Origin of the sequence: Chelatococcus sp. YT9, from assembly GCF_018398315.1 — a bacterium.
Classification (GTDB): Bacteria; Pseudomonadota; Alphaproteobacteria; order Rhizobiales; family Beijerinckiaceae; genus Chelatococcus.
Window position 1 is genome coordinate 51,858 of the sequence record NZ_JAHBRW010000002.1, and the last position, 22,514, is coordinate 74,371.

At 62.7% G+C, this 22,514-nt stretch carries 19 protein-coding genes; 15 read left to right on the top strand and 4 right to left on the bottom strand.

The features are described from left to right. Positions 1–70 precede the first annotated feature (70 nt). Positions 71–1,408, bottom strand: a complete 1,338-nt coding sequence (locus KIO76_RS20295) for an ABC transporter substrate-binding protein (protein ID WP_213325419.1) — start codon at positions 1,406–1,408, stop codon at positions 71–73. A 222-nt stretch (positions 1,409–1,630) separates the two neighbouring features. On the opposite strand from KIO76_RS20295, the gene KIO76_RS20300 reads away from it, so the two are divergent. From KIO76_RS20300 to KIO76_RS20315, 4 genes are all read left to right on the top strand, one after another. Continuing rightward, positions 1,631–2,341, top strand: coding sequence for a FadR/GntR family transcriptional regulator (locus KIO76_RS20300; protein WP_213325420.1), 711 nt, complete (start codon positions 1,631–1,633; stop codon positions 2,339–2,341). Positions 2,342–2,519: 178 nt separating this feature from the next. Continuing rightward, positions 2,520–4,142 carry an ABC-F family ATP-binding cassette domain-containing protein gene (locus KIO76_RS20305; RefSeq protein ID WP_213325421.1) on the top strand — a complete coding sequence of 541 codons (1,623 nt, stop codon included), beginning with the start codon at positions 2,520–2,522 and terminating at the stop codon, positions 4,140–4,142. A 319-nt stretch (positions 4,143–4,461) separates the two neighbouring features. Further along, positions 4,462–5,019, top strand: a complete 558-nt coding sequence (locus tag KIO76_RS20310; RefSeq protein ID WP_213325422.1) for an ATP-binding protein — start codon at positions 4,462–4,464, stop codon at positions 5,017–5,019. 7 nt (positions 5,020–5,026) lie between these two features. Further along, positions 5,027–6,250, top strand: coding sequence for a Shedu immune nuclease family protein (locus KIO76_RS20315; protein WP_213325423.1), 1,224 nt, complete (start codon positions 5,027–5,029; stop codon positions 6,248–6,250). Positions 6,251–6,325: 75 nt separating this feature from the next. On the opposite strand, the gene KIO76_RS20320 is transcribed toward KIO76_RS20315, so the two are convergent. Next, positions 6,326–7,027, bottom strand: a complete 702-nt coding sequence (locus KIO76_RS20320) for a GntR family transcriptional regulator (RefSeq protein WP_213327039.1) — start codon at positions 7,025–7,027, stop codon at positions 6,326–6,328. Positions 7,028–7,178: 151 nt separating this feature from the next. Here KIO76_RS20320 and KIO76_RS20325 point away from each other — a divergent pair, with 151 nt between their 5' ends. The 11 genes from KIO76_RS20325 (at position 7,179) to KIO76_RS20375 (ending at position 20,638) form a co-directional block, all read left to right on the top strand. Further along, a complete protein-coding gene (locus KIO76_RS20325; RefSeq protein WP_213325424.1) occupies positions 7,179–8,252 on the top strand; it encodes a zinc-dependent alcohol dehydrogenase in 1,074 nt (357 codons plus the stop codon). After that, complete coding sequence (locus tag KIO76_RS20330; protein WP_213325425.1) at positions 8,249–9,250, top strand: NAD(P)H-quinone oxidoreductase; 1,002 nt, start codon at positions 8,249–8,251, stop codon at positions 9,248–9,250. Before KIO76_RS20325 ends, KIO76_RS20330 begins: the two co-directional genes overlap by 4 nt. Positions 9,251–9,297: 47 nt before the next feature. After that, a complete protein-coding gene (locus tag KIO76_RS20335) occupies positions 9,298–11,040 on the top strand; it encodes an acetolactate synthase catalytic subunit (RefSeq protein WP_213325426.1) in 1,743 nt (580 codons plus the stop codon). A 42-nt stretch (positions 11,041–11,082) separates the two neighbouring features. Beyond that, the gene (locus tag KIO76_RS20340; RefSeq protein WP_213325427.1) at positions 11,083–12,285 is read left to right on the top strand and encodes an ABC transporter substrate-binding protein; all 1,203 of its coding nucleotides are present in this window, start codon (positions 11,083–11,085) and stop codon (positions 12,283–12,285) included. A 163-nt stretch (positions 12,286–12,448) separates the two neighbouring features. Further along, a complete protein-coding gene (locus KIO76_RS20345; protein ID WP_213325428.1) occupies positions 12,449–13,336 on the top strand; it encodes a branched-chain amino acid ABC transporter permease in 888 nt (295 codons plus the stop codon). 21 nt (positions 13,337–13,357) lie between these two features. After that, positions 13,358–15,169: a branched-chain amino acid ABC transporter ATP-binding protein/permease gene (locus tag KIO76_RS20350; protein WP_213325429.1), complete on the top strand. Its 1,812-nt coding sequence runs from the start codon at positions 13,358–13,360 to the stop codon at positions 15,167–15,169. After that, the gene (locus tag KIO76_RS20355) at positions 15,156–15,860 is read left to right on the top strand and encodes an ABC transporter ATP-binding protein (RefSeq protein WP_213325430.1); all 705 of its coding nucleotides are present in this window, start codon (positions 15,156–15,158) and stop codon (positions 15,858–15,860) included. The genes KIO76_RS20350 and KIO76_RS20355 overlap by 14 nt, the downstream gene beginning before the upstream one ends. A gap of 89 nt (positions 15,861–15,949) precedes the next feature. After that, positions 15,950–16,756: a 3-oxoacyl-ACP reductase FabG gene (gene fabG / locus KIO76_RS20360; RefSeq protein WP_213325431.1), complete on the top strand. Its 807-nt coding sequence runs from the start codon at positions 15,950–15,952 to the stop codon at positions 16,754–16,756. A 104-nt stretch (positions 16,757–16,860) separates the two neighbouring features. Further along, positions 16,861–17,655 carry a shikimate dehydrogenase family protein gene (locus KIO76_RS20365; RefSeq protein WP_213325432.1) on the top strand — a complete coding sequence of 265 codons (795 nt, stop codon included), beginning with the start codon at positions 16,861–16,863 and terminating at the stop codon, positions 17,653–17,655. A gap of 64 nt (positions 17,656–17,719) precedes the next feature. Further along, complete coding sequence (locus KIO76_RS20370; RefSeq protein WP_213325433.1) at positions 17,720–19,363, top strand: GMC family oxidoreductase; 1,644 nt, start codon at positions 17,720–17,722, stop codon at positions 19,361–19,363. A 102-nt stretch (positions 19,364–19,465) separates the two neighbouring features. Further along, complete coding sequence (locus KIO76_RS20375) at positions 19,466–20,638, top strand: acetyl-CoA C-acyltransferase (protein ID WP_213325434.1); 1,173 nt, start codon at positions 19,466–19,468, stop codon at positions 20,636–20,638. Positions 20,639–20,724: 86 nt separating this feature from the next. Here KIO76_RS20375 and KIO76_RS20380 read toward each other — a convergent pair whose 3' ends face one another. Continuing rightward, positions 20,725–22,002, bottom strand: coding sequence for a TRAP transporter large permease (locus tag KIO76_RS20380; protein WP_213325435.1), 1,278 nt, complete (start codon positions 22,000–22,002; stop codon positions 20,725–20,727). Between the two features lies 1 nt (position 22,003). Beyond that, a complete protein-coding gene (locus KIO76_RS20385) occupies positions 22,004–22,513 on the bottom strand; it encodes a TRAP transporter small permease (RefSeq protein ID WP_213325436.1) in 510 nt (169 codons plus the stop codon). Between the last annotated feature and the right edge of the window lies 1 nt (position 22,514).

Genomic DNA, 22,514 nt, shown 5'->3' on the forward strand with positions numbered 1-22,514 from the left:
GGAGCGCGGAGGGCCTTGACCCGCCGCGCGATATCAACGGCCCGCTGTTTTCAACAGGCTCGCCACACCCCTAGCGCGCCAGGATCGCCTCGATCTGGTTATGAGCGTCGGCGAGAGCGGCTTCCGGCGTCTTCGTCTGGGCAACGGCTGCCTGGAGGTTCTGCCGGAAGGCGGTCAGGATTTCCGGCCATTGCGGGATCAGCGGCAGGAAGGACGCGTGGTCGATCTCGGCCTTCACGACCTGGGCGAACTTGCTGTCCTGGATCGGCTTGAACTCGTCGTTCACAGACTGACGGCCCGACAGCATGTTGTTGTCAACAAACCACTTTTCCATGCGCTGGCGATCAGTCATGAACTGGATCAGCTTCCACGCCGCATCCGCGTGCTTCGTGTTCGGGTTCATGAAGAGGCCGTCCACATAGAGCGTGGACCGCACCTTGGGGTCGGTTCCCGCTTTCACCGGGATCGGCGCCATGGCCAGCGTGTTCCAGGCGTCGAAGGCCGGGTTGATCGCCTGGATGATCGGCAGGGCCCAGAGTGTCTCGACGATCGTGCCCACCTTGCTCTGCGCCATGAACTGGCGAGCGGCGTTGGCATCCACCTGAGAGACGCCGGGGGGCATGACCTTGTCCTTCTGGATGAGGTCGACCACGTACTGGAAAGCTTCCTTTGCCTCAGGCGTGTTGAGCGCGGAGTGCTTGTTGTCCGGCGTCAGGAAATCAGCCCCGAAACCGCGCAGGATGACAGACACGCGCAGATCAAATCCGGCCGGCTGAAGAATAAGCGCCGTGCCCCACTGGTCGACCGGGCCGCCTTCCTTTGTCGCGCGCGTCAGTTTCTGGGCGGCCGTGCGGAATTCTTCCCAGGTCGCAGGCGCCTGGCTGACGCCTGCCGCGTCGAAAAGCTTCTTGTTGTAGGTCAGGACCATCGCGGCGGTATTCTTCGGCACGCCATAGACCTTGCCGTCGTTGGTGACAGCGTCGCGGAGCGAGGGGTAGAAGTCCGCCATGAATGCCTTGGCGCCGCCCTCCTTCTCCATGTAGGGCGTCAGGTCCTTGACCCAGCCTTCCCGAATGTACTGGCTGATAGGGTTGGCATCGAGCTGGAAGATGTCCGGCCCGCGCCCCGCCCGGATGGCGGTCGTCAGCGTGACGTCGCGCTGCCCGAGCGACACCGGCTGCGGCACGATCTTGATGCCCGGATTGAGCCGCTCGAATTCCGCGAAGCCTTCCTTGAGCGAGGTCGCCCAAGGCTCTTCCGCCAGATGCCAGCTCTGATAGGTCAGCCGGATGTCTTCCGCCTTTGCAGGCGTGAGCGAACCAAGCGCCGCGAGCGAGGCCCCGACCAGGGCGGCCTTCGCCAACCCGCGTATCCCAAATCCCTTCACCGCATCCTCCTTGGCTTCCACGGCTCTGTGACCGTCCTCGCGCCGGACAGTGCAGACGGCGTTTTCATTTGTCAACAAGTACAGAATTTGTTGGACAACAATTTTCGGAGGCTAACACGTCATCGACGCAAATTTCTGAGTTATCTGATATTTTCCACAACCTGCGGGCGCGTCCTTGTATGATGACTTGACGCTGGAGTGAAGCCGTCGTCTGTTGCGCAAAGGCAAGCGAGAGAGAGTTCGATGTCGTCTGGCGATCTGTCCCCGGCTGGTAGCCAACCGTCACGCCGTACCGCGTCCAGGGTCTATGATCATATCTTCGACCGCATCGCGGCTGGCGACTACCTGAAGGGACAGAAGCTCCCGACGGAGACGGAAATCGCGGAGCAGTTCAAGGTGTCGCGCACCGTGGTGCGGGAAGCGCTTGCCCGGCTCAGGGACGATGGCCTCATCCAGTCGCGGCAGGGCGCGGGCAGCTTCATCCTGGCGAGCGCGGACCAGGCGATTCGCCGCTTCGCGCCGGTGATGAGCATCGGCGACATCCAGCGCTGCTACGAGTTCCGCATGTTCATCGAGGAGGCCGCCTGCGGGCTCGCCGCCCTGCGCCGCACCGAGAACGAGCTGCAGGAGTTGCAAAAGCTTCTGCGCGCCACGGAGGACATCAACGATGTCAGCCTCGGCGTGGAAGCCGACCTCGATTTTCACCTTGCCATCGCCTCGGCCTCGCACAACCGCTTTTTCGTCGACACGCTCGTGTCCATGCGCAGCCATATGACCGTCGGCATGGAGCTGACGCGCAAGCTCTCTCTCACCCGCCCGCAGGATGCGCTGCAGCTGATGTATGCGGAGCATCAGCTCGTCTACGATGCGATCGCGGCCGGGCAGGTCGACGTCGCCTCGGCGGCCATGCGCAATCACCTGGAGGCCGCCCGCAAGCGCGTCTTCGAGGATTAGAGCATAATCCGACCGGAGGGAAACGAGGTCGATATGAGTGCTTCAAATAAAACAGCTTAGAGCGCCGATCTGATTCAATCAGATCGAATCGCGCTCTAGCGGGGCGCCCCGCCCTTTCGCCGCAGCGCAACATGGCCTACATGCACGGGCTCAAGCATCCGCCAGGTCCCCGTAAGCCATGATTCGTCTCGACAATATCGGTAAGCAGAACGGCAAGCAGATCGTCTTCATCGAGGCCGGCATGGCGCTCCTCAAGGGCGAGAAGGTCGGCCTCGTCGGCCCCAACGGCGCCGGCAAGACCACGCTGTTCCGCATGATCACGGGCGAGGAGCAGCCGGACGAGGGCCAGGTCTCGATCGATCGCGGCGTCACCATCGGCTATTTCAGCCAGGACATCGGCGAGATGTCCGGCCGCAGCGCGGTGGCCGAGGTCACCGATGGCGCCGGGCCCGTCAGCAGCGTCGCCGCCGAGTTGCGGGAACTGGAAGCGGCGATGGCCGATCCCGACCAGGCCGACCGGATGGACGCGATCATCGAGCGTTACGGCGAGGTGCAGGGGCGCTTCGAGGAGCTTGGCGGCTATGCGCTTGAGGGCCGCGCGCAGGAGGTGCTCGCCGGCCTCGGCTTCAGCCAGGAGATGATGGACGGCGATGTCGGCGCCCTCTCGGGCGGCTGGAAGATGCGCGTCGGGCTGGCGCGCATCCTCCTCATGCGCCCGGATGTCATGCTGCTCGACGAGCCGAGCAACCATCTCGACATCGAGAGCCTGATCTGGCTGGAGCAGTTCCTGAAGGGCTACGACGGCGCCCTGATGATGACCTCGCATGACCGCGCCTTCATGAACCGCATCGTCACCAAGGTGGTGGAGATCGACGGCGGCGCGCTCACCACCTATTCCGGCGACTACGAGTTCTACGCCGAGCAGCGCGCGCTCAACGAGAAGCACCAGCAGGCGCAGTTCGAGCGCCAGCAGGCGATGCTCGCCAAGGAGATCCAGTTCATCGAGCGCTTCAAGGCGCGCGCCTCCCACGCCGCCCAGGTACAGAGCCGCGTCAAGAAGCTGGAGAAGATCGACCGGGTGGAGCCGCCGAAGCGCCGCCAGACCGTGGTCTTCGAGTTCCAGCCGCCCCCGCGCTCCGGCGACGATGTCGTCAGCCTGAAGAACGTGCACAAGCGCTATGGCAGCCGCAGCATCTATGAAGGGCTCGATTTCGCCGTGCGCCGCCGCGAGCGCTGGTGCGTCATGGGCGTCAACGGCGCCGGCAAGTCGACCCTGCTGAAGCTCGTCGCGGGCGCGACCACGCCGGACGACGGCACGGTCGTCATCGGCGCCAATGTGAAGATGGCCTATTTCGCCCAGCATGCCATGGAGGTGCTCGACGGCGAGGACACCATCTTCCAGTCGCTCGAATCGTCCTTCCCGCAGGCCGGCCAGGGCTCGCTCCGCGCGCTCGCCGGCTGCTTCGGCTTTTCCGGCGACGACGTGGAGAAGCGCTGCCGCGTGCTCTCGGGCGGCGAGAAGGCGCGCCTCGTGATGGCCAAGATGCTCTTCGACCCGCCGAATTTCCTGGTGCTGGACGAGCCCACCAACCATCTCGACATGGCGACCAAGGAGATGCTGATCACCGCGCTCGCCAACTACGAAGGCACCATGCTCTTCGTCAGCCACGACCGCCACTTCCTCGCCGCGCTCTCCAACCGCGTCCTCGAAGTCAGCCCCGACGGGGTGCATCAATATGCGGGCGGCTACACGGAGTATGTCGCGCGGACGGGGCAGGAGGCGCCGGGGTTGCGGGGGTGATGGCAGCCAAGCTTTGATTAGCCCACACTATAGCAATGAGTTATTGCCGGATGATACCCCGCTCAGCGACGGCGAAAGCACAGTGAGACATTTTCCCGATCTGGTTGGCCATTGTCAATATGTAACTGTCGTATCGTCAATCGTCACGGCAATATTTGAACCAATCCTTATCTAGAATCGAAAATCGTCGATAAACCGGTCCGCAAAACTATGCTCGGATCTAAAGCGCCGCGGATGTCTATAAAATGTAAAATTTGCTGAAAAAAAGCTCGTCTGCTACCTTCCGTTAAGGGGCTTGATCTACTGGGGGCAGGAGCGAATGAATAAGGAAGCTCATTTTTCCGTCCATACGAGGTTGACTAGAATCCTTGGAGAAACATATCGCTCTAGTGAAGTCGCTATTAAGGAACTAGTTGATAATGCTTGGGATGCAGACGCCCAACATGTGTGGATCAATCTGCCCGATCCGCTATCAAACGAAGCTATTGTTGTAAAGGATGACGGCACCGGAATGACATCCCAAGAGATACGCAGTGAGTATCTCAATATAGCGAGTGATAAACGCACTCGGACTGGCGAGAGAACGCCAGTATACCGACGAAAAGTGAAGGGAAGAAAAGGAATTGGAAAATTCGCTGGCTTGACCATTGCTAATAAGATGGAAATATCTACAGCAGCACGCGGCTATATTTGCACCATTATTGTGGACAAGCAGGAGCTGATTGACAATCAAAACGATCTTGAAGCAGTTCCCCTTCCCTTCACTGAAGCCCCGCAGAATGAATCCGCGACAGGAACCACCATTACACTTTCGTCGCTCGACGATCGCTTAAATTTTCCGAATCCTGATCGTCTTAGAGAGGTTTTGATATCTTAGAGAGGTTTTGATACAAGAATACGGGCGAGAGGACAGATTCATCGTTTCTGTTAACGGAACTGCGCTGTCGGTCGATGATGTGCCGGGCCAGACCTCCCAGGCAGAGGAGATTTTACCTAACGCCGGCAACATAAAGCTACACTTCACTATAGCCGACAGCAAACGTCTTCCAAAACTTCCAGGAATTATTTTAAAAGTTGATGGGAAGGCGGTCGGACGACCTTTACTATTTGGTCTGGATCAAGATGAGGAAATTCCCACCAAACTCGCCCGTCGTGTCTATGGTGAAGTTAATCTCAGCGGACTGTCGGATTTTGTTACCGCCGATTGGGGAGGCTTTATCGAGAACAGCAAGGCGTTTCAGGAAGTGCAGACTTATGTGCAGCTTGAAATAAAGAAAGGGCTTAAGGATACGCATGCTCGCGAAATGAACCTCCAGCAGGCGCGATTAAAGAACGAACTACGACAACGCCTGATGCGGCTTCCTGAACACCGCCGGCAGTATGCAGAAGAAGCCTTAAACCGCATTCTCAAGCGCTTTTACGGAGAAAGCGATGAACGTGTTTCAACCATTGCAAGCGTGGCGCTGGACGCGATGGAACACGATGCGTACTGGGCCGTTTTTGAGCGCATCAGCGTATCCAGCCGTAGTGACGTTTGGTCATTTGCAGAGTCATTGGAGCAATTTGGCCTAGTCGAGCTATCTAGCATTGCCCAACAAGCGGTACGCCGCGTAAAATTCTTAGATTTTTTTGATCAACTCGCCAACAATCCAGACACGCTTGAGAAAGATGTGCACAAAGCACTGGAAACAAACCTTTGGATTCTCGGCCGCAATTACTCTGCAATGTCGTCTAATGCGACGCTTCGCACCATAGTCGAGACTTATTGCGGGACTTCGTTAGAAAGCGGCAGAGCCTCAAAGCGGCCTGACCTGTTGCTTTCGCAGAGCTACGGGGACGCCTACCTGCTAATCGAGTTTAAGCGCCCCAATCACAGCATATCGCGGGAAGATATCGCGCAAGCCGAGAAGTATCGGGATGATCTTTGCGTACGACTATCATCAACTACAAAAATGGAGATAATGATGATAGGAAAAGGTAGAGTTAACACCTTAGATACGAAGAATCTTCTGGAAACGATAAAAATTATCTCCTATGCAAGCATGATATCTAATGCCCGGTCCGAATTAGAATGGCTTATTGCTTCCTTATCTAATCTTCGAGCCTAAAGGTCAATTTGATACATCATAATCGCGCACGAAAGCCCTTCACACCCCGCGCGGTCGTATATCATCATGTTTCCCTCACCCCCCATTCGCCTCCCGCACATGCACCAGGAGCCCCTGGCCGCCGCGTTCGATGTCCTCGCGGCTCGCGGCGCGGGCTTTGTCGGGGTCGCGTTCGCGCAGCGCGGTGATGAGGCGCAGATGCGGGTGGGGTTCCCAGTCCGGCAGGCCCTCGTCGTAGAGATGGGAGAGGATGGGCCCGCAGCGCACCCATAGGCCCTCGACGATGTCGTAGAGGATGGGCAGGCGCGCCATGCGGCAGAAGGTGAGGTGGAACTCCGTGTTGAGATCCACCGCCTGCACGAAGCTCCGGCTCGCGTGGCATTCGGAAATCTGCGCGTGGATGGCGACGAGGGTCTCGATCTCGGCCTCGGTGGCGATGAGGGCCGCGGCGGCGGCAGCGCGCCCTTCGAGATCCGTGCGGATGGCGCGGATCTCCTGCAGCTGCTCCAGCGTCAGGGTCGGCACCACCACCGAATTGCGGGCATCGAGCGCCAGCGCCTTCTCGCCGACGAGCCGCAGCAGGGCCTCGCGCATCGGGGTCGCGCTGATGCCGAACCTCACCGACATGGGCCGGAGCCGCAGGCGCTCGCCGGGCCGCAGCCGCCCGCGCATGAGGGCCGCCCTCAAGTCCGTGTAGGCGCGCTCGCTCAGGTTCTCCTTGACGATCGGCTGCACCCAATCGCCCGTCGCCGGGGTTTTCTCTTTATTGTGTGGCATACGACTTGACACGGGGCGGTTTCCTCGACCAAAACTGTTATAACAAATTACTTATTGCATCAACCCAACGCCCGGACCAATGCGATCGGGCAGCGACCGCCGGGGCCGATGAGGCCTCCGCCGGCGCACGGGCTGATAACGGGAGGAAGCGGTGATCGCGCTTCGCAAGACAACCACGGCCTTTGGGGCCGAACTGGTCGAGATGGACAAGGAGCCCGCGCCAGGCGAGGGCGAGGTCGTCATCGCGGTCGCCGCCGCCGGCATCTGCGGCAGCGACATCCACGCCTATGAGTGGACACCGGGCTACGAGTTCATGACGGCGTCGATGCCGCTCACCATCGGCCACGAGTTCGCGGGCACGGTGCGTGCGCTCGGCGCTGGTGTCACCGGCTTCAAGATCGGCGACCGCGTCACCTGCTGGCCGACGGTGAGCTGCGGCCACTGCCCCGCCTGCGATGCGGGCACGCCGGAGCACTGCCAGAACCGCAGCATCATCGGCCTGCATATCGACGGCGGCTTCGCCGATCTCGTGCGCGTGCCGGCCGCCAACTGCCGCCCCATTCCCGATGGCCTGCCCTTCAAGGTTGCCGCGCTGACGGAGCCGCTCTCGGTCGCCGTGAACGCGGTCGATGTGGGCGATGTCGGGCCGGGCGACCGGGTGGTGGTCCTCGGCCCGGGGCCGATCGGCCTCGGTATTGCCTTCGTGGCGCAGACACGCGGCGCCAAGGTGCTCTTGTGCGGGCTGAACGACGCGCTGCGTCTCGACAAGGGCCGCGAGATCGGCATCGCCCATTGCGTCGATCTCGCCGAGGAAAGCCTGGGTGATGCCGTGCAGCGCGTCTTCGCTGGCCCGGCCGACCGCGTCATCGAGGCGACCGGCGTCGCCCGCTCGGTCAGCGACGGGCTGGCCGTGCTGCGCTCGGGCGGCGTCCTGGTGGTGGCGGGCATTCACTCCGGTCATCTCGATCTCGATCTGACGCGATTCGTGCGGGACAAGAAGCAGCTTCGTGCCGCGCACGATACCACCGCGCAAGCCCTTGAGAACGCCATCACTCTGCTCGCCGCCCACGCGGATGTGCTGGCCCGCCTGATCACCCACGCGGAGCCGCTCAGCCGCGCCATCGAGGCCTTCGAGCTCGCGCGCAGCCGCCAGGCGGTGAAGGTTCTGCTGGTTCCGCAGACCCTGTCGCAAGATTTGCCCCAACCGGAAAGTGAAATCGCATGACCTCGGTCACACGCGTTGTTGTCGCGCCTGTCCCCGGTGGCCCGGACGCGCTCAAGATCGTCGAGCGGGAACGTCCGACGCCAGGTGAAGGCCAAGCGCTCGTCAGGGTGCATGCCGCAGGCATCAACCGTCCGGACGTGATGCAGCGGCAGGGCAACTATCCGCCGCCGCCCGGCGCGAGCGATGTGCTCGGCCTCGAGCTCGCCGGCGTGGTCGAGAGCCTCGGCCCGGGCACGACGCGCCTCAAGCCCGGCGATCGCGTCATGGCCCTCGTCGCCAGCGGCGCCTATGCCGAATGGGCCGTCGTGGACGAGACGGTAGCGCTGCCGATCCCGGAGGGCATGTCCTTCGTCGAGGCCGGCGCCTTCCCCGAGACCTATTATACGGTCTGGTCGAACCTCTTTCAGCGCGCGGGCCTGAAGGCCGGCGAAACCGTGCTCATCCATGGCGGCACGTCCGGCATCGGCACCACGGCGATCCTGCTCGCCAAGGCGCTTGGGGCGCGGGTTCTGGTCACGGCCGGCTCGGACGAGAAATGCGCCGCGAGCCGCGCTGTCGGCGCTGATCTCGCCATCAACTATCGCACAGAAGATTTCGTCGCCGCCGCCCGCGCCGCCACCGACGGCCGGGGGCCGGAGGTGATCCTCGACATGGTCGGCGGGGACTACATCCCGCGCAATCTCGATTGCATCGCCGCCGATGGGCGCATCGCGCAGATCGCCTTCCAGCGCGGCTCGAAGCTCGAGCTGGATCTGCTGCCGCTTCTGATGAAGCGCATCACCCTCACGGGCGCCACGCTCAGGGCGCGGCCCGTCGCCATGAAGGCGGCGCTCACCGCATCGCTGGCCGAGCATGTGCTGCCGCTCCTCGCGGCGGGGAAAGCGAGGCCCCTCATCGACTCAACCTTCCCCTTCGACCGCGTTGCCGAGGCGCATGCCCGCATGGATGCCGGCGAGCACGTAGGGAAGATCGTTCTTGTCATGCAAGAGGGCGCGTGAGCGCCACAGCAGCAGGGCGCATCTGCGCCACGGAAGGAAACAGGAGCATGAACGCAGTGACCAAGCCCGCGCCGCGCGCAGCCAGCAACATCACCGGCGCGCATCTCATCGCCGCGGCCTTGCAGCGCCATGGCGTGCGGGAAATCTTCGGCCAGAGCATTCCCTCGGCGCTTTTTCTCGCCGCGCCCGACTACGGCATCCGGCAGGTCGGCTATCGCACGGAGAACGCCGGCGCGGCCATGGCAGATGCCTATGCGCGCATTTCCGGCAAGGTCGCCGTCGTCACGGCACAGAACGGCCCGGCCGCGACGCTCCTGGTGCCGGGCCTCGCCGAGGCGCTGAAGGCCTCGATCCCGGTCGTCGCCATCGTCCAGGACGTCAGCCGCAAATTCACGGACAAGAACGCCTTCCAGGAACTCGACCATTTCGCGCTGTTCGGTGGTGTTGCCAAATGGATCCGCCGGGTTGCCGATCCTGCGCGCATCGATGACTATGTGGACATGGCTTTCACGGCAGCCGCCAGCGGCCGCGCCGGCCCAGCCGTGCTGCTGGTGCCGCTCGACGTGCTCGACGAACGCCCGGATTTCGCGCCCGAGGCGCCCCAGCGCGCGAGCCATCTTGGCACCTTCCCGCTTGACCGCACGGCCGCTGATCCGGCGCGCGTGGCAGAGGCGGCTAAGCTGATCGCCGAGGCCAAGGCTCCTATCGTCATCGCCGGCGGCGGTGTGCACGCCTCGCAGGCCTGTGCTGAACTCTCGGCCCTGCAGGCGCTTGGCATCCCCGTCGCGACGACCGTGATGGGCAAGGGAGTTGTGGACGAGACCAACCCGCTCTCCGTCGGGGTGGTTGGCTACTTCATGGCTCCACGCGGGCGCTCCTCCCATCTCAGGGATCTCGTCACCGAGGCCGATGTGGTTGTGCTGGTCGGCAACCGCACCAACCAGAACGGCACGGACAGCTGGTCGCTCTATCCGCCGCAGGCGCGTTATATTCACATCGATATCGACAGCCACGAAATCGGTCGCAACTACGAAGCGCTCCGCCTCGCGGGCGATGCCAAGCTGACACTCGCTGCGCTGACTGCGGCCCTGGAAGCGGCTAAGCCGGCCTCGCTCGCGGCGCGCCGGCCCGCGCTCGAGGACAAGATCACCCGAGGTCGTGCACAGCACGCTGAGGACATGAAGCAGCTTGTCCATCTCGATGCGGTGCCGGTGCGTCCGGAACGGTTGATGGCCGACATCGACAGCGTGCTCACGCCGGATAGCATCGTGGTCGCGGACGCGAGCTATTCGTCGATCTGGATTGCCAATTTCCTTACCGCCCGCAAGGCCGGTCAGCGTTTCCTCACGCCGCGCGGCCTGGCCGGCCTCGGCTGGGGCCTGCCTTTCGCACTCGGCGCGAAGGCCGCCCGCCCCGATGCTCCGGTCATCGCGGTCACCGGTGATGGCGGCTTCGGCCATGTCTGGTCGGAGCTCGAAACAGCGCGCCGCATGAAGCTGCCCGTCGTCCTGGTCGTCCTGAACAATCAGATCCTCGGCTATCAGAAGCATGCCGAGCTCAGCCTCTTCGGGAATTTCACCGATGTCGTGGACTTCGAGGCCGTGGACCATGCCGCCATCGCGCGGGCATGCGGCTGCAGCGGCGTCCGCATCGAGAAGGCGTCTGACTTCCTGCCCGCCTTGAAGGAAGCGCTCGCGCGCAATGACGTCACCGTCATCGATGTAATCACGGATGAGCACGCCTATCCGCCAATCACGGTCTTCGAAGGCAAGGATGCCTTGAACTACTGATTTTAACGCCGCTCGATCAATAATATACGTGGGAGGGATATTATGAAATTGTCACTGTTGCTGAAGACGGCTGCCGCGGCCGTGCTCTTCACGGCCACGGCAGCCCATGCCGACGTCAAATTCGGTGCGCTCTATCCGTTCAGTGGCCAGCTCGCGCTTCTCGGCGATGAAAGCGCGCGCGGACTGGAGATCGCAGTCGACGAGATCAATGCCGCGGGCGGCGTCCAGGGCGAAAAGGTGGTACTGATCCGCGGCGACGCCGTGGACAATAACCAGGCGATCGGCGAGGCCCGCCGGCTGATCTCCCGTGAGAAGGTCGCTGCCATATTCGGCTCCTATTCGTCAGCGCGTTCCATCGCGGCGAGCCAGGTCGCCGAGTTGTCGGGCGTTCCCTATTTCGAGATGGGCGCGGTTGCCGACGAAGTGACCGGTCGCGGCTTGAAGTTTCTTTACCGCACCAATCCAACTGCCGAGGACATGGGCAAGTTGATCATCGAGATGATCGTCAACAAGGTGGCCCCCGGCATCGGCAAGAAACCAGAAGATCTCAAAATTGGAATCATTTATGAGGATTCCAGTTACGGCACGTCTGTTGCTGGCCACCAGAAGAAATATGCGACTGAAGCTGGCTTGAACGTCGTTGCCTCGCAGGGCTATCCCGCCTCGACGGTCGACATGTCGTCGCTGGTGCTGGATCTCAAGCAGCGCGGCGTCGATATCGTGCTGCAGACGTCGTACCAGAATGACTCGGTGCTGTTCCTCCAGCAGGCCAACGAGGCTAATTTCAAGCCCGCAGCCATTATTGGTGGCGGCGGTGGCTACTCCATGCAGCCGACGGCCGACGCGGTCGGGCACAAGGTGATCGATGGCGTCCTGGATGCGGATTTCACCCAGTTCCTTGTCAATACCAAGTATACGCCTGGTCTGGAAAACTTCGTCGACGCCTACAAGAAGAAGTACGGTGAGGCGCCCCGCTCGGGTCACTCGCTCAACAACTACGTGGGCGCGAAGGTTCTGCTAGAGGCGCTCAACAAGGGCAAGGGCTTTACGCCGGACGCTATCGTTGCGGCGGTCAACAACATCGACATCGGTGAAGGTGTGACGGCGGCCGGTTACGGCATGAAGTTCGGAAAGAACAACCAGAACGAGCGTGCAAAGATGATGGGAATGCAGTGGCAGGATGGCAAGCTCGTCACGGTTTATCCGGATGCGGCCGCCGTCTCCCCGATGCGGCTCAACAAGTAACCGAGTTCTTGGGGGATGCCCCGGCATCCTCCAACCTCTTGTCCAGAAAGCGAGACGCGATGCCCTGCATTCGCAATCGCGCTTTCCATTTTTTGGTTTTATCGCATGTCGATGACGCAAGATCTCTACGCACCTTTGTGCGACATGCTTTAGCGAGGGCGTGATGGATACCGTTCTCCAGTTGCTCGCCAATGGCTTGATGCTTGGCGGCCTCTTCGCGATCGTTGCGGTTGGACTGACGCTGATCTTCGGCATCGTCAAAGTCGTGAACTTCGCCCATGGCGAATTCCTGATGGTCGGGATGTATCTCACCTTCCTGGTCACGCGTCTGCTTGGGCTCCATCCCTTCGTGGCGGTCATCGTTGTTGTGCCAGCGCTCTTCCTCCTCGGAGCCTTGACGCAGCGCCTCATTATTCAACCGCTGATGAGCGCGCGCGACGATCATATCCAGATCTTCGCGACAGTCGGCTTGTCGACAGCGCTGATAAACCTCGCCTTGCTGGTTTTCGGCGCCGATATCGCCAACACGCCGGCAAGCGGGCTCCGAACGCCCATTGAAATCGGGCCGGTTCGCGTCCTCAGCGGGCAGATCGTGATCTTTGCCGCTTCTATCCTGCTTGTCATCGGCTTGCAGGCGTTTCTGCAGAGCACGGCGACAGGCCGTGCCATTCGTGCCGTCGCCCAGAACCGCGCCGCCGCCCAGCTGATGGGCATCAACGTCGACCGGATCTATATCCTGACCTTCGGCATCGGCGCGGCCTGCGTAGGCGTCGCCTCAGTGCTGATCGCGCCGCTCTATCCGACCTCGCCGACCATCGGCACCTACTTCGTGCTGACTGCCTTCGTTGTCGTCGTTCTCGGCGGGCTGGGGTCCATTCCCGGGGCCTTCGTCGGTTCGCTGGTCATCGGATTGATCGACAGTTTCGCGGGCTTCTATGTTGGCTCGGACATGCGCGAAGTCGCGGTCTTCGGCATGTTCCTCATCATTCTCATCCTGAAGCCGGCAGGCCTGTTCGGAAAGCGTCTGAACCTGTCGCACGTATCGCCATGACAGCGCCATGACAGGATTGCCATGACAGATATCACTCTCGCCTCCCCCGCTCCCTCGCGGTTCGCCGGCGTGACCTGGCGCAATCTGGTTGCGCTCGTCGTCTTCCTGGCTGCGCTCTTTATTATTCCGGTGATGATAGATGATGACTTCATCTATCACATCTTCGTCACGCTGTTCATCTTCGCGGCACTGTCGACCGCATGGAACATCGTCGGTGGCTTTGCCGGACAGTTGTCGCTAGGCCATGCCATCTTCTATGGCCTCGGCGCCTATGTCGGCATCATCCTGATGAACATGGGCATCAGCCCTTGGCTCGGCATGTTCGCGGGCGCTGCGGTTTCGATCGTCGTGGCAATCGCGATCAGCTATCCTTGCTTCAGGCTGCGCGGTCCCTTCTTCGCTTTGGCGACCATCGCCTTCCTGGAAGTGTTCCGCGTCATCGCGCTGCATTTCCGCGACCTTACGGGTGGCGCCACCGGTCTGATGATCCCGCTGAAATTCGGCTGGGAGTGGATGGTCTTCCGGGAGCGCCTGCCGCCGCTCATCATCGCCTTCGGCATGCTTTTGGTTTGCCTGGCCGTTGCCTGGTGGATCCGTTCGCATCGCATCGGCTTCCAGCTGGTCGCCACGCGCGAGCGCGAATCCGCCGCGAAAGCCGCCGGCGTCAATACCGTGAAGGTTCGCCTCATCGCCGTGTCGGTTTCGGCGGCGCTGACCGCCATGGTCGGCACCTTCCACGCCATGTACCTCACCTTCATCGAGCCAGCGGCGATGTTCTCGCTGCCTCTCTCGATCCAGATCGCCATGTTCGCCCTCATCGGCGGCATCGGCACGGTCTTCGGCCCCTTGCTCGGGGCGGTGCTCCTGGTGCCGATCTCGGAGGTGGCGCGCGGCTGGCTCGGCGCGCACGCGCTCGGGCTGCACGGCTTCGTCTACGGCGCGGTGCTGATCCTCGTCGTGCTCTTCATGCCCAATGGTTTGATGGGTTTGCTCGCGCGGCTGAATGGCGGCGGCGCCACGGCCGTCTCCCGGCAAAAGCAGGCCAGCGCCGTCGCGGCGGCCCCGGCAGCGGCGACGCGGGCTCCGCTGGGAGAGGAGATCGTCAAGGTGGAAGCCCTGCAGAAGCACTTCGGCGGGCTGCATGTCACCAACAATGTCGGCTTCACCCTGCGCGAGGGGGAGATCCTCGGCCTGATCGGCCCGAATGGCGCCGGCAAGACCACTGTGTTCAACATGATCTCGGGCTTTCTGGCGCCGGACAGCGGCTCGGTCACGGTGCGCGGCGCCGATGGCAATTGGCACAAACCCGTGACGCCGGCGGATTTCGCGGCGATCGGCGTCGGCCGCACCTTCCAGATCGTCCAGCCCTTCGCGGCCATGACCGTCGAGGAAAACATCATGGTCGGCGCGTTCCATCGCTTCAGCGACGTCCATGAGGCGCGCGAGGTGGCACGCGAGACGGCTCACCGGATGGGACTGGGTCCCTGGCTCGATGCCGAGGCCCGCGGCCTGACCATCGGCGGCCTGAAGCGGCTGGAGATGGCCCGCGTCATGGCGATGAAGCCCCGCGTCCTTCTGCTCGACGAGGTGATGGCTGGCATCAACCAGACGGATGTGCGCCGCGCCATCGACTTGACCCTGTCAATCCGCGACAGCGGCGTCAGCATCATCGCCATCGAGCATGTCATGCAGGCGGTGATGTCGCTCTCGGACCGGGTCATCGTGCTGTCCTCCGGACAGATTATCGCTCAGGGCAAGCCGCAGGAGGTGGTGCGCGATCCCACGGTCATCGAAGCCTATCTCGGCAAGGAATTTGTCCATGCTCAAGCTTGAGAACATCGATGCCGGATACGGCGCCACCACGATCCTGCACGACGTCTCACTGGAGGTGAACGCCGGCGAGGTGGTGACGATCGTCGGCGCCAATGGCGCCGGCAAGACAACCACGCTGCGCACGATCGCCGGACTGATCAGGCCAACGTCGGGTCGCATCCTCTTCGAGGGGCAGGACATCACGCGCCTCTCCGCTCACGAGACGGTCGACCTCGGCATTACGCTCATTCCGGAAGGGCGCCAGCTCTTTCCGGAGATGACCGTGCACGAGAACCTGCTGATGGGGGCCTATCGCAGCGCAGCTCGTGAGAAGCAGGCCGATACGCTGGAGGAAGTGCTCACGTTGTTTCCGCGTGTGCGTGAGCGCCTTGACCAGAATGCCGCCTCGCTGTCCGGCGGCGAGCAGCAGATGGTTGCCATCGCGCGGGGCATGATGGCCCGCCCGAAGCTCCTCATGTTCGATGAGCCCTCGCTTGGCCTTGCCCCCATCATCGTCGCGCAGGTCTTCGACGTGATCGACTCGATCGTCAAGACGGGCGCGACGGTGTTGATCGTGGAGCAGAACGTCTTCCACACCCTGAAGGCGGCGGATCGTGGCTATGTGCTCGAGAACGGCGAGATCGTGCTAACGGACAGCGGCGAGGCCCTGCTCGCCAATGATCACGTCCGCCAGGCCTATCTGGGTATTTAGGCCTATCTCGGCATCTGCATGCCTTCCACGCGTGAACTCCGCACAGAACTGCGCAATCCTGAGCAAGTTCCAAAGACTGGGCAATTGTCATGGCAACACGTGAAGTCAATCCCGCCGATATCGCAGTCCGGCCGAGCCATCAGGGCCGCCGCGTCCTCGTCACCGGCGCCGGCCGCGGCATCGGGCAAGCGATCGCCCTCGGTTTCGCCCGCCGCGGCGCCACTGTCGGCGTCGCCGACGTGACGAAGGCCGATGTCGATGCCACGGTCGCGGCGATCGCGGCGGCGGGCGGCAAGGCCCTGCCGCTCGTTCTCGACGTCGCCGATTACGACGCGGTGGACAAGGGGCTGGCGGAGGCCGCCCGCGCGATCGGCGGACCGTTCGATACCATCATCAACAATGCAGGTATCTCGCCGAAGCACGACGGCGTCGCCCACAAGGTTTGGGAGATGGATCCTGCCGAATGGAGCCGCGTCGTCGCGGTCAACCTGTCCGGCCCCTTCAACACCATCCGCGCGCTGAGCCCTTTCATGCGCGAGGCCGGACGCGGCTGGATCGTCAATATGTCTTCCGTCGCCGGCAAGACCTATTCGCCGATCGTCGCCTGCCACTATGCGGCGACCAAGTCGGCGCTGATCGGCTTCACCAAGCATCTCGCCACCGAGTTCGGCCCATTCGGCATCCGCGTCAATGCGCTGGCCCCCGGCCGTATCGAGACGCCGATGGTCAAGGCCGTGGCCGGCGCCGTCAACGACGAACAGGTGCGCCTGACCCCCATGGGCCGCCTCGGCGGGCCGGACGAGGTCGCCGATGTCGCGCTCTATCTGACTTCGGCGGAGGCAAGCTTCGTCACCGGCCAGACGGTGGATGTCGCAGGCGGCCTCTATATGACCTGAGCTTGCGCCCGGTCTAGCCATCGGCAAAGCTGGGGCTCCGCAGCGGAGGCGAACGGCACGTCTGGAAGAACGGCAATACTGCCACAGCGGCATGGGACGGAACAATGCAAGAGATTACCGGGCGCACGCGGATACTCGGCATCCTGGCCGACCCGATCTACCACGTGAAAACGCCGCAGGTGATGAATACGCTGCTCGCGCGGCACAACGTCGATGCCGTTCTCGTGCCCTTCCACGTGGCGCCCGGGCAGCTCCGGACGCTGCTGGACGGTCTTCGGACGATGCAGAACTTCGGCGGCTTCATTGCCACGGTGCCGCACAAGCCGGCGATGCTGGAGCTCTGCGACGAGACAACGCCGGAAGCACGGTACATCGGCGCCGTGAACTGTGTGCGGCGAGAAGCCGACGGTCGCATGGTCGGCGCCATGCTCGACGGCATCGGCTTCGTCGAGGCGCTGCGGACCTCCGGTGTGGAGCCGAAGGGCCTGCGCGCTTATCTCGCCGGCGCGGGCGGCGCAGCGAGCGCGATCGCCTTCGCGCTTGCCGAGGCCGGCGTTCGCGAGCTCACCATCGCCAACCGCACGCGGGACAAGGCCGAGGCGCTTGCTGGCCGTGTGCGCGGGATTTATCCAACGCTCCCCGTGAGCACGGATGCGGACCAGGTCGCCGCGCAGGATATCATCGTCAACGGGACGTCGCTCGGCATGCGCCCGGACGATCCACTGCCTCTCGACGTGGCGCAGATCGAGCCCCGGCAATTTGTCGCCGAGGTGATCATGGACCCTGAGATGACGCCTCTCCTGAAGGCCGCAGAAGCGAGGGGGTGCCGGATCCAACGGGGGCTGCCCATGCTGGAATCCCAGATCGTTCTCATGGCGCGGCACATGGGTGCGCTTTGACCCTTCTTGACTGCATTCGGCGGGATCGCCGGCTTCTGTCGCAGTAACCCGGACGACACCGCCCATGACCGATATCTCCGCTGAAACCTTCGACTACATCATTGTCGGCGGCGGCACCGCAGGTTGCGTCCTTGCCAATCGCCTCACCGCCTCGGGGCAGCATTCTGTCCTTCTGCTGGAGGCTGGTCGGGAGGCCAGAAGCCCATGGGTTCCCATACCCGCCGGCTTCAGCAAGCTTCTTACCAATCCGACTTACAACTGGCGCTTCCAGACCGAACCCGAGGAGGCCACCGGCAATCGCGTCATCGCGGTGCCGCGCGGCAAGGGGCTTGGTGGCTCTACCCTGATCAACGGCATGATCTATGTGCGCGGACAGCCGCAGGACTATGACGGCTGGGCGCAGCGGGGCTGTCTCGGCTGGAGCTTCGAGGATGTCCTGCCCTATTTCAAGCGGCTGGAGGACTATGAGGGCGTCACGGGCGGCCTGCGCGCCCGTGGCGGGCCGCTTCCCCTCGTCGAGGTGGCGGAGCGCCCGGCCATCGCCGAGGCGTTCATCGCGGCGGCCGGCCAGGCCGGCTTCCAGCGCAATCCCGACTACAACGGGGAAAGCCAGGACGGCTTCGGCTATTATCAGGTGAACCAGCGCAACGGCCGGCGCGTCAGCGCGGCGGAAGCCTATCTCAAACCTGCTCGGGGCCGCTCCAATCTCGCGGTGCGCACGGATGCCCATGTGCTGCGCGTGGTCTTCGAGGGCGGCCGCGCGGTCGGCGTCATGGTGAACGTCGCCGGCCAGACCCAGCGCTTCTCGGCGCGCGCCGAGGTCATCCTGGCGGCAGGCGCCGCGCAGACGCCCCAACTGCTGGAGCTCTCCGGCATCGGCGATCCCGCAATCCTGCAGGCGCTCGACATTCCCGTCCAGGCCGCGCTGCCTGGCGTTGGCGCGAACTACATCGATCATTTCTGCACACGTATGAACTGGCGGGTCAAGCAGCCCATCACACTCAACGAGCAGACGCGTGGGGCAAGGCTTGGTCTTTCAGTCCTGCAGTATCTGGCGACGCGGCGCGGCATCCTCACACTCGGCACCGGCCTCGCCTTCGGCTTCGTGCGTACGCGCCCTGAGCTTGCCGGGCCCGATGTGCAGTATTTCTTCATGCACGCGAGTTACGCCAACGCGGCTGAACGCAAGCTCGACCGTTTACCCGGCATGACCATTGGCGTCACCCAGCTGCGTCCGGAATCGCGCGGCACCATCCACGCCATCTCACCCGACCCGCTGCGCGCACCCGCCATCCGCCCCAATTTCCTGGCCGCAGCGGAGGATCGCCGCGCCATGGTGGAAGGCATGAAGATCGCACGCCATATCGTGGATCAGGCTGCCATGGACCCCTATCGCCAGATCGAGTTGGCACCGGGCCCGGACTGCCGCAGCGACGCAGACTGGCTCGCCTTTGCCCGCCGTGACGGCCAGACCATTTATCACATCTGCGGCACCTGCCGCATGGGGCGGGACAGTCTGGCGGTCACCGATCCAGAACTGCGGGTTCACGGTGTCGAAGGGCTGCGGATCGTCGACGCCTCGATCATGCCGACGATCGTCTCGGGCAATACGCAGGCGGCCGTCTTCATGATTGCCGAGAAAGCCGCGGACATGATCCTGTCCTCCGCGCGACAGACAGCGCGACCGAGCAGGGCTGCGGCGAGCTGACCCCATGCCGACAAGGTGAACACATCCGCGTCCTTGCCTGGATCCATGATATGATCACCGCGCAGGTGAGCGCAGAAGGCTCTCATACAGGGAGACTAAGCCTTGGATAAAGATCCTATCGTCATTGCCGCCATCGCACGCACCCCGATGGGCGGGTTCCAGGGCGAACTCAAGGGGCACTCCGCTCCGGAACTCGGCGCCGTTGCCATCAAGGCGGCCGTGCAACGTGCGGCGCTCACCGGTGACGACATCGATGAGGTCTTGATGGGCAACGTGCTCAGCGCCGGCGTCGGCCAAGCCCCAGCGCGCCAGGCCGCTCTCGGCGCGGGCTTGCCACAAGCTGTTCCCTGCACGACCGTCAGCAAGGTCTGCGGGTCGGGCATGAAGGCCGTGATGCTCGGGCACGATCTGATCGCTGCCGGCAGTGCAAATGTCGTGGTGGCAGGCGGGATGGAGAGCATGACAAATGCGCCCTATCTGCTGGACCGTGCACGCCAGGGCCTGCGCCTCGGCCACGGGCGCGCGCTCGACCACATGTTCCTCGACGGTCTCGAAGACGCGTACGACAAGGGCCGCCTGATGGGCAGCTTCGCCGAGGACACCGCGCAGCACTACCAGTTCACACGCGAGATGCAGGATCGCTATGCGCTGACCTCGCTGGAACGTGCCAACCGTGCCATCGCGGACGGGGAGTTTTCATCGGAGATCGTGCCTGTACCAGCAGGTGTCGATGCCATCCGCATCGACGAACAGCCCGGGAAAGCGAAGCCCGATAAAATCCCAACGCTGAAGCCCGCGTTCCGCGCTGACGGCACCGTCACCGCCGCGAACGCCTCCTCCATCTCAGACGGCGCCGCTGCCCTCGTCTTGATGCGTCGGTCGGAAGCGGAGCGTCGGGGGATCACGCCTGTCGCGATCATCCGCGGACAAGCCGGTCATGCGCGCGCGCCGGCCTGGTTCACAACAGCCCCCGTCGGCGCGCTCGAAGCCTTGTTCGCGAAGACGGGTTGGACCAAGGCCGACGTCGATCTCTTCGAGATCAACGAAGCATTCGCGGTGGTGGTACTCGCCGCGATGCGCGAGCTCGACCTGCCACATGACAAGATCAATGTGAATGGCGGGGCCTGCGCACTCGGACATCCCATCGGCGCGTCCGGCGCGCGAATCCTCGTTACTCTCGCGGCTGCGCTTGAGCGACGCGGTCTCCGGAAAGGCGTCGCCACGCTCTGCATCGGAGGCGGAGAGGCAACAGCCGTCGCCATCGAGCGGCTGTAACTCCCGGATCGGCATCTATCACTTTTGCCAAACACATCCATGCTGTGGAAGCGCCGTGCAGTCACGGCGCCCGCATTCTTGCCCACTCAGCCATAGATCAGATTGGGCAGGAACAGGCTGATCGCCGGGACGTAAGTGATCAGCAGCAGCGCGAGCAGCAACATCGCGAAGATCAGCCAGAAGTAGCGCATGAACTCTGATGACGTGCATCCGACGATGGTGCTCGCCACGAAGATTAGAGTTGCTACCGGCGGCGTCAACGCGCCGAGCGTCAGGTTGAACACCAGAATGACGCCGAAATGGACGAGGTCCACGCCAAGGCCTGTCATGAGCGGCACCAGGATCGGCGTCAGTATGATCAGGAGCGGCGGCCCCTCCAGGGCGAGGCCAAGCAGGAGCAGCACCACGTTGATGATCATCAGGATGACGAACTTGTTGTCGCTGGCACTCAGGAACCAATTCGCAATAGCTTGCGGTAGCCTTTCCCAGGCAATGGCATAATTGAGACCTGTGCTCGAGGCCAGGATGAACATGATTATTGCTGTGAGAAGTGCCGACTCCTGGAATATCGCCGGGAGTTCCTTGAGTGTCAGCTCCTTGTACACGAAGACGCTGACGACAAGACAATAGAGGGCAACAAACGCGCCTAGCTCGGTTGGGGTGAACAGCCCCCCGCGCAGGCCAACCCAGACAAAGACAGGGAACATCAGGGCCCAGAAGCCGCGCTTGACTGCCTGCAGGAGATCCCCGGCGGTCGCTTTGGGCTGCAGTGGGATTTCGATGGCATGCTGTTTCATGACGAGGAGATTGGCCATCATCAGCGCACCCGCCACGACTATGCCGGGTAGCACGCCCGCCATGAACAGCCGGCCGATCGACACCTCTGCCATGAGACCATAGAGGATCATCATGATGCTGGGCGGAATGAGGGGCCCGAGAACACCAGCGACCGCAGCCACCGAGGCGGCGAAGCCGCGCGGGTAGCCTTCGCGCACCATCTCCCGGGACACTGTCTTGGAGAGAATCGCCGTATCGGCGGTCGCCGATCCCGACACTGCGCTGATCAAGGCACCGCCCAGCACGCCGACCTGGGCGAGCCCACCCCGCATGTGGCCGACTGAGACACGGGCGACATCGATGAGACGCCTCGCTATGCCGCCGCGTTGCATGATCTCGCCAGCGAGCACGAAGAAGGGTATCGCCAACATGGGAAACGACGCCGTGCCACTCGCGATGCGCTGCGCAAACAAGGCCTCGGGCAGCCCAGCCGCAACGAAATACAGCGCGCAGGGAATAAGAACCGCAAAGGCGATCGGCATGCCGAGGCCGATCAGGACCATGACACCGATGAGCATGAGCGTCATGTCAAACCTCCGGGTCGGTATTGTTTTTTAGTCGTACGCATTCAGCCTGTTGCCAGTTACGTAGAATATCGACGACCTGGGCGAGAGAATGGATAGCGATAAGAGCAAAGCTGATAGGAATGGCGATGTAGACGTAAAAATACGGCACACCGACCATGTCGATTTCACGGTCCCATGAATTCATGCTCAGGTTATAGCCGATCCTGACCATGTGGAGCGATACAACAAGGATTGCGCCGGACATCGCAAGATGCAGCCACGGCTTGCCCGCCTTCGGGATGAATATCGAGAAGCCTTCGATGCCGATGTGCTGCAGTTTTCGAACCGCGCCTGCGCTTCCAAGAAAGACGAGCCATACAAAGAGCGCGGTGGCAACCTCGGCGGAACCTGCAAAGCTCACATTCAGGACATAGCGACAGAGCACATCGATGATCACAAGAATTGTCATCAATGCCAGCAGTGAGCCGGGGAGAATATTTTCCGCCCATTGCACGAAGCGCTTTGCAAACATG

Coding starts and splice junctions, on each gene's coding strand:
- KIO76_RS20300 (WP_213325420.1), top strand. CDS start 1,631: ATGTCGTCTGGCGATCTGTCCCCGGCTGGTAGCCAACCGTCACGCCGT.
- KIO76_RS20305 (WP_213325421.1), top strand. CDS start 2,520: ATGATTCGTCTCGACAATATCGGTAAGCAGAACGGCAAGCAGATCGTC.
- KIO76_RS20310 (WP_213325422.1), top strand. CDS start 4,462: ATGAATAAGGAAGCTCATTTTTCCGTCCATACGAGGTTGACTAGAATC.
- KIO76_RS20320 (WP_213327039.1), bottom strand. CDS start 7,027: ATGCCACACAATAAAGAGAAAACCCCGGCGACGGGCGATTGGGTGCAG.
- KIO76_RS20330 (WP_213325425.1), top strand. CDS start 8,249: ATGACCTCGGTCACACGCGTTGTTGTCGCGCCTGTCCCCGGTGGCCCG.
- KIO76_RS20335 (WP_213325426.1), top strand. CDS start 9,298: ATGAACGCAGTGACCAAGCCCGCGCCGCGCGCAGCCAGCAACATCACC.
- KIO76_RS20340 (WP_213325427.1), top strand. CDS start 11,083: ATGAAATTGTCACTGTTGCTGAAGACGGCTGCCGCGGCCGTGCTCTTC.
- KIO76_RS20345 (WP_213325428.1), top strand. CDS start 12,449: ATGGATACCGTTCTCCAGTTGCTCGCCAATGGCTTGATGCTTGGCGGC.
- KIO76_RS20350 (WP_213325429.1), top strand. CDS start 13,358: ATGACAGATATCACTCTCGCCTCCCCCGCTCCCTCGCGGTTCGCCGGC.
- KIO76_RS20355 (WP_213325430.1), top strand. CDS start 15,156: ATGCTCAAGCTTGAGAACATCGATGCCGGATACGGCGCCACCACGATC.
- fabG (WP_213325431.1), top strand. CDS start 15,950: ATGGCAACACGTGAAGTCAATCCCGCCGATATCGCAGTCCGGCCGAGC.
- KIO76_RS20365 (WP_213325432.1), top strand. CDS start 16,861: ATGCAAGAGATTACCGGGCGCACGCGGATACTCGGCATCCTGGCCGAC.
- KIO76_RS20370 (WP_213325433.1), top strand. CDS start 17,720: ATGACCGATATCTCCGCTGAAACCTTCGACTACATCATTGTCGGCGGC.
- KIO76_RS20380 (WP_213325435.1), bottom strand. CDS start 22,002: ATGACGCTCATGCTCATCGGTGTCATGGTCCTGATCGGCCTCGGCATG.
- KIO76_RS20385 (WP_213325436.1), bottom strand. CDS start 22,513: ATGTTTGCAAAGCGCTTCGTGCAATGGGCGGAAAATATTCTCCCCGGC.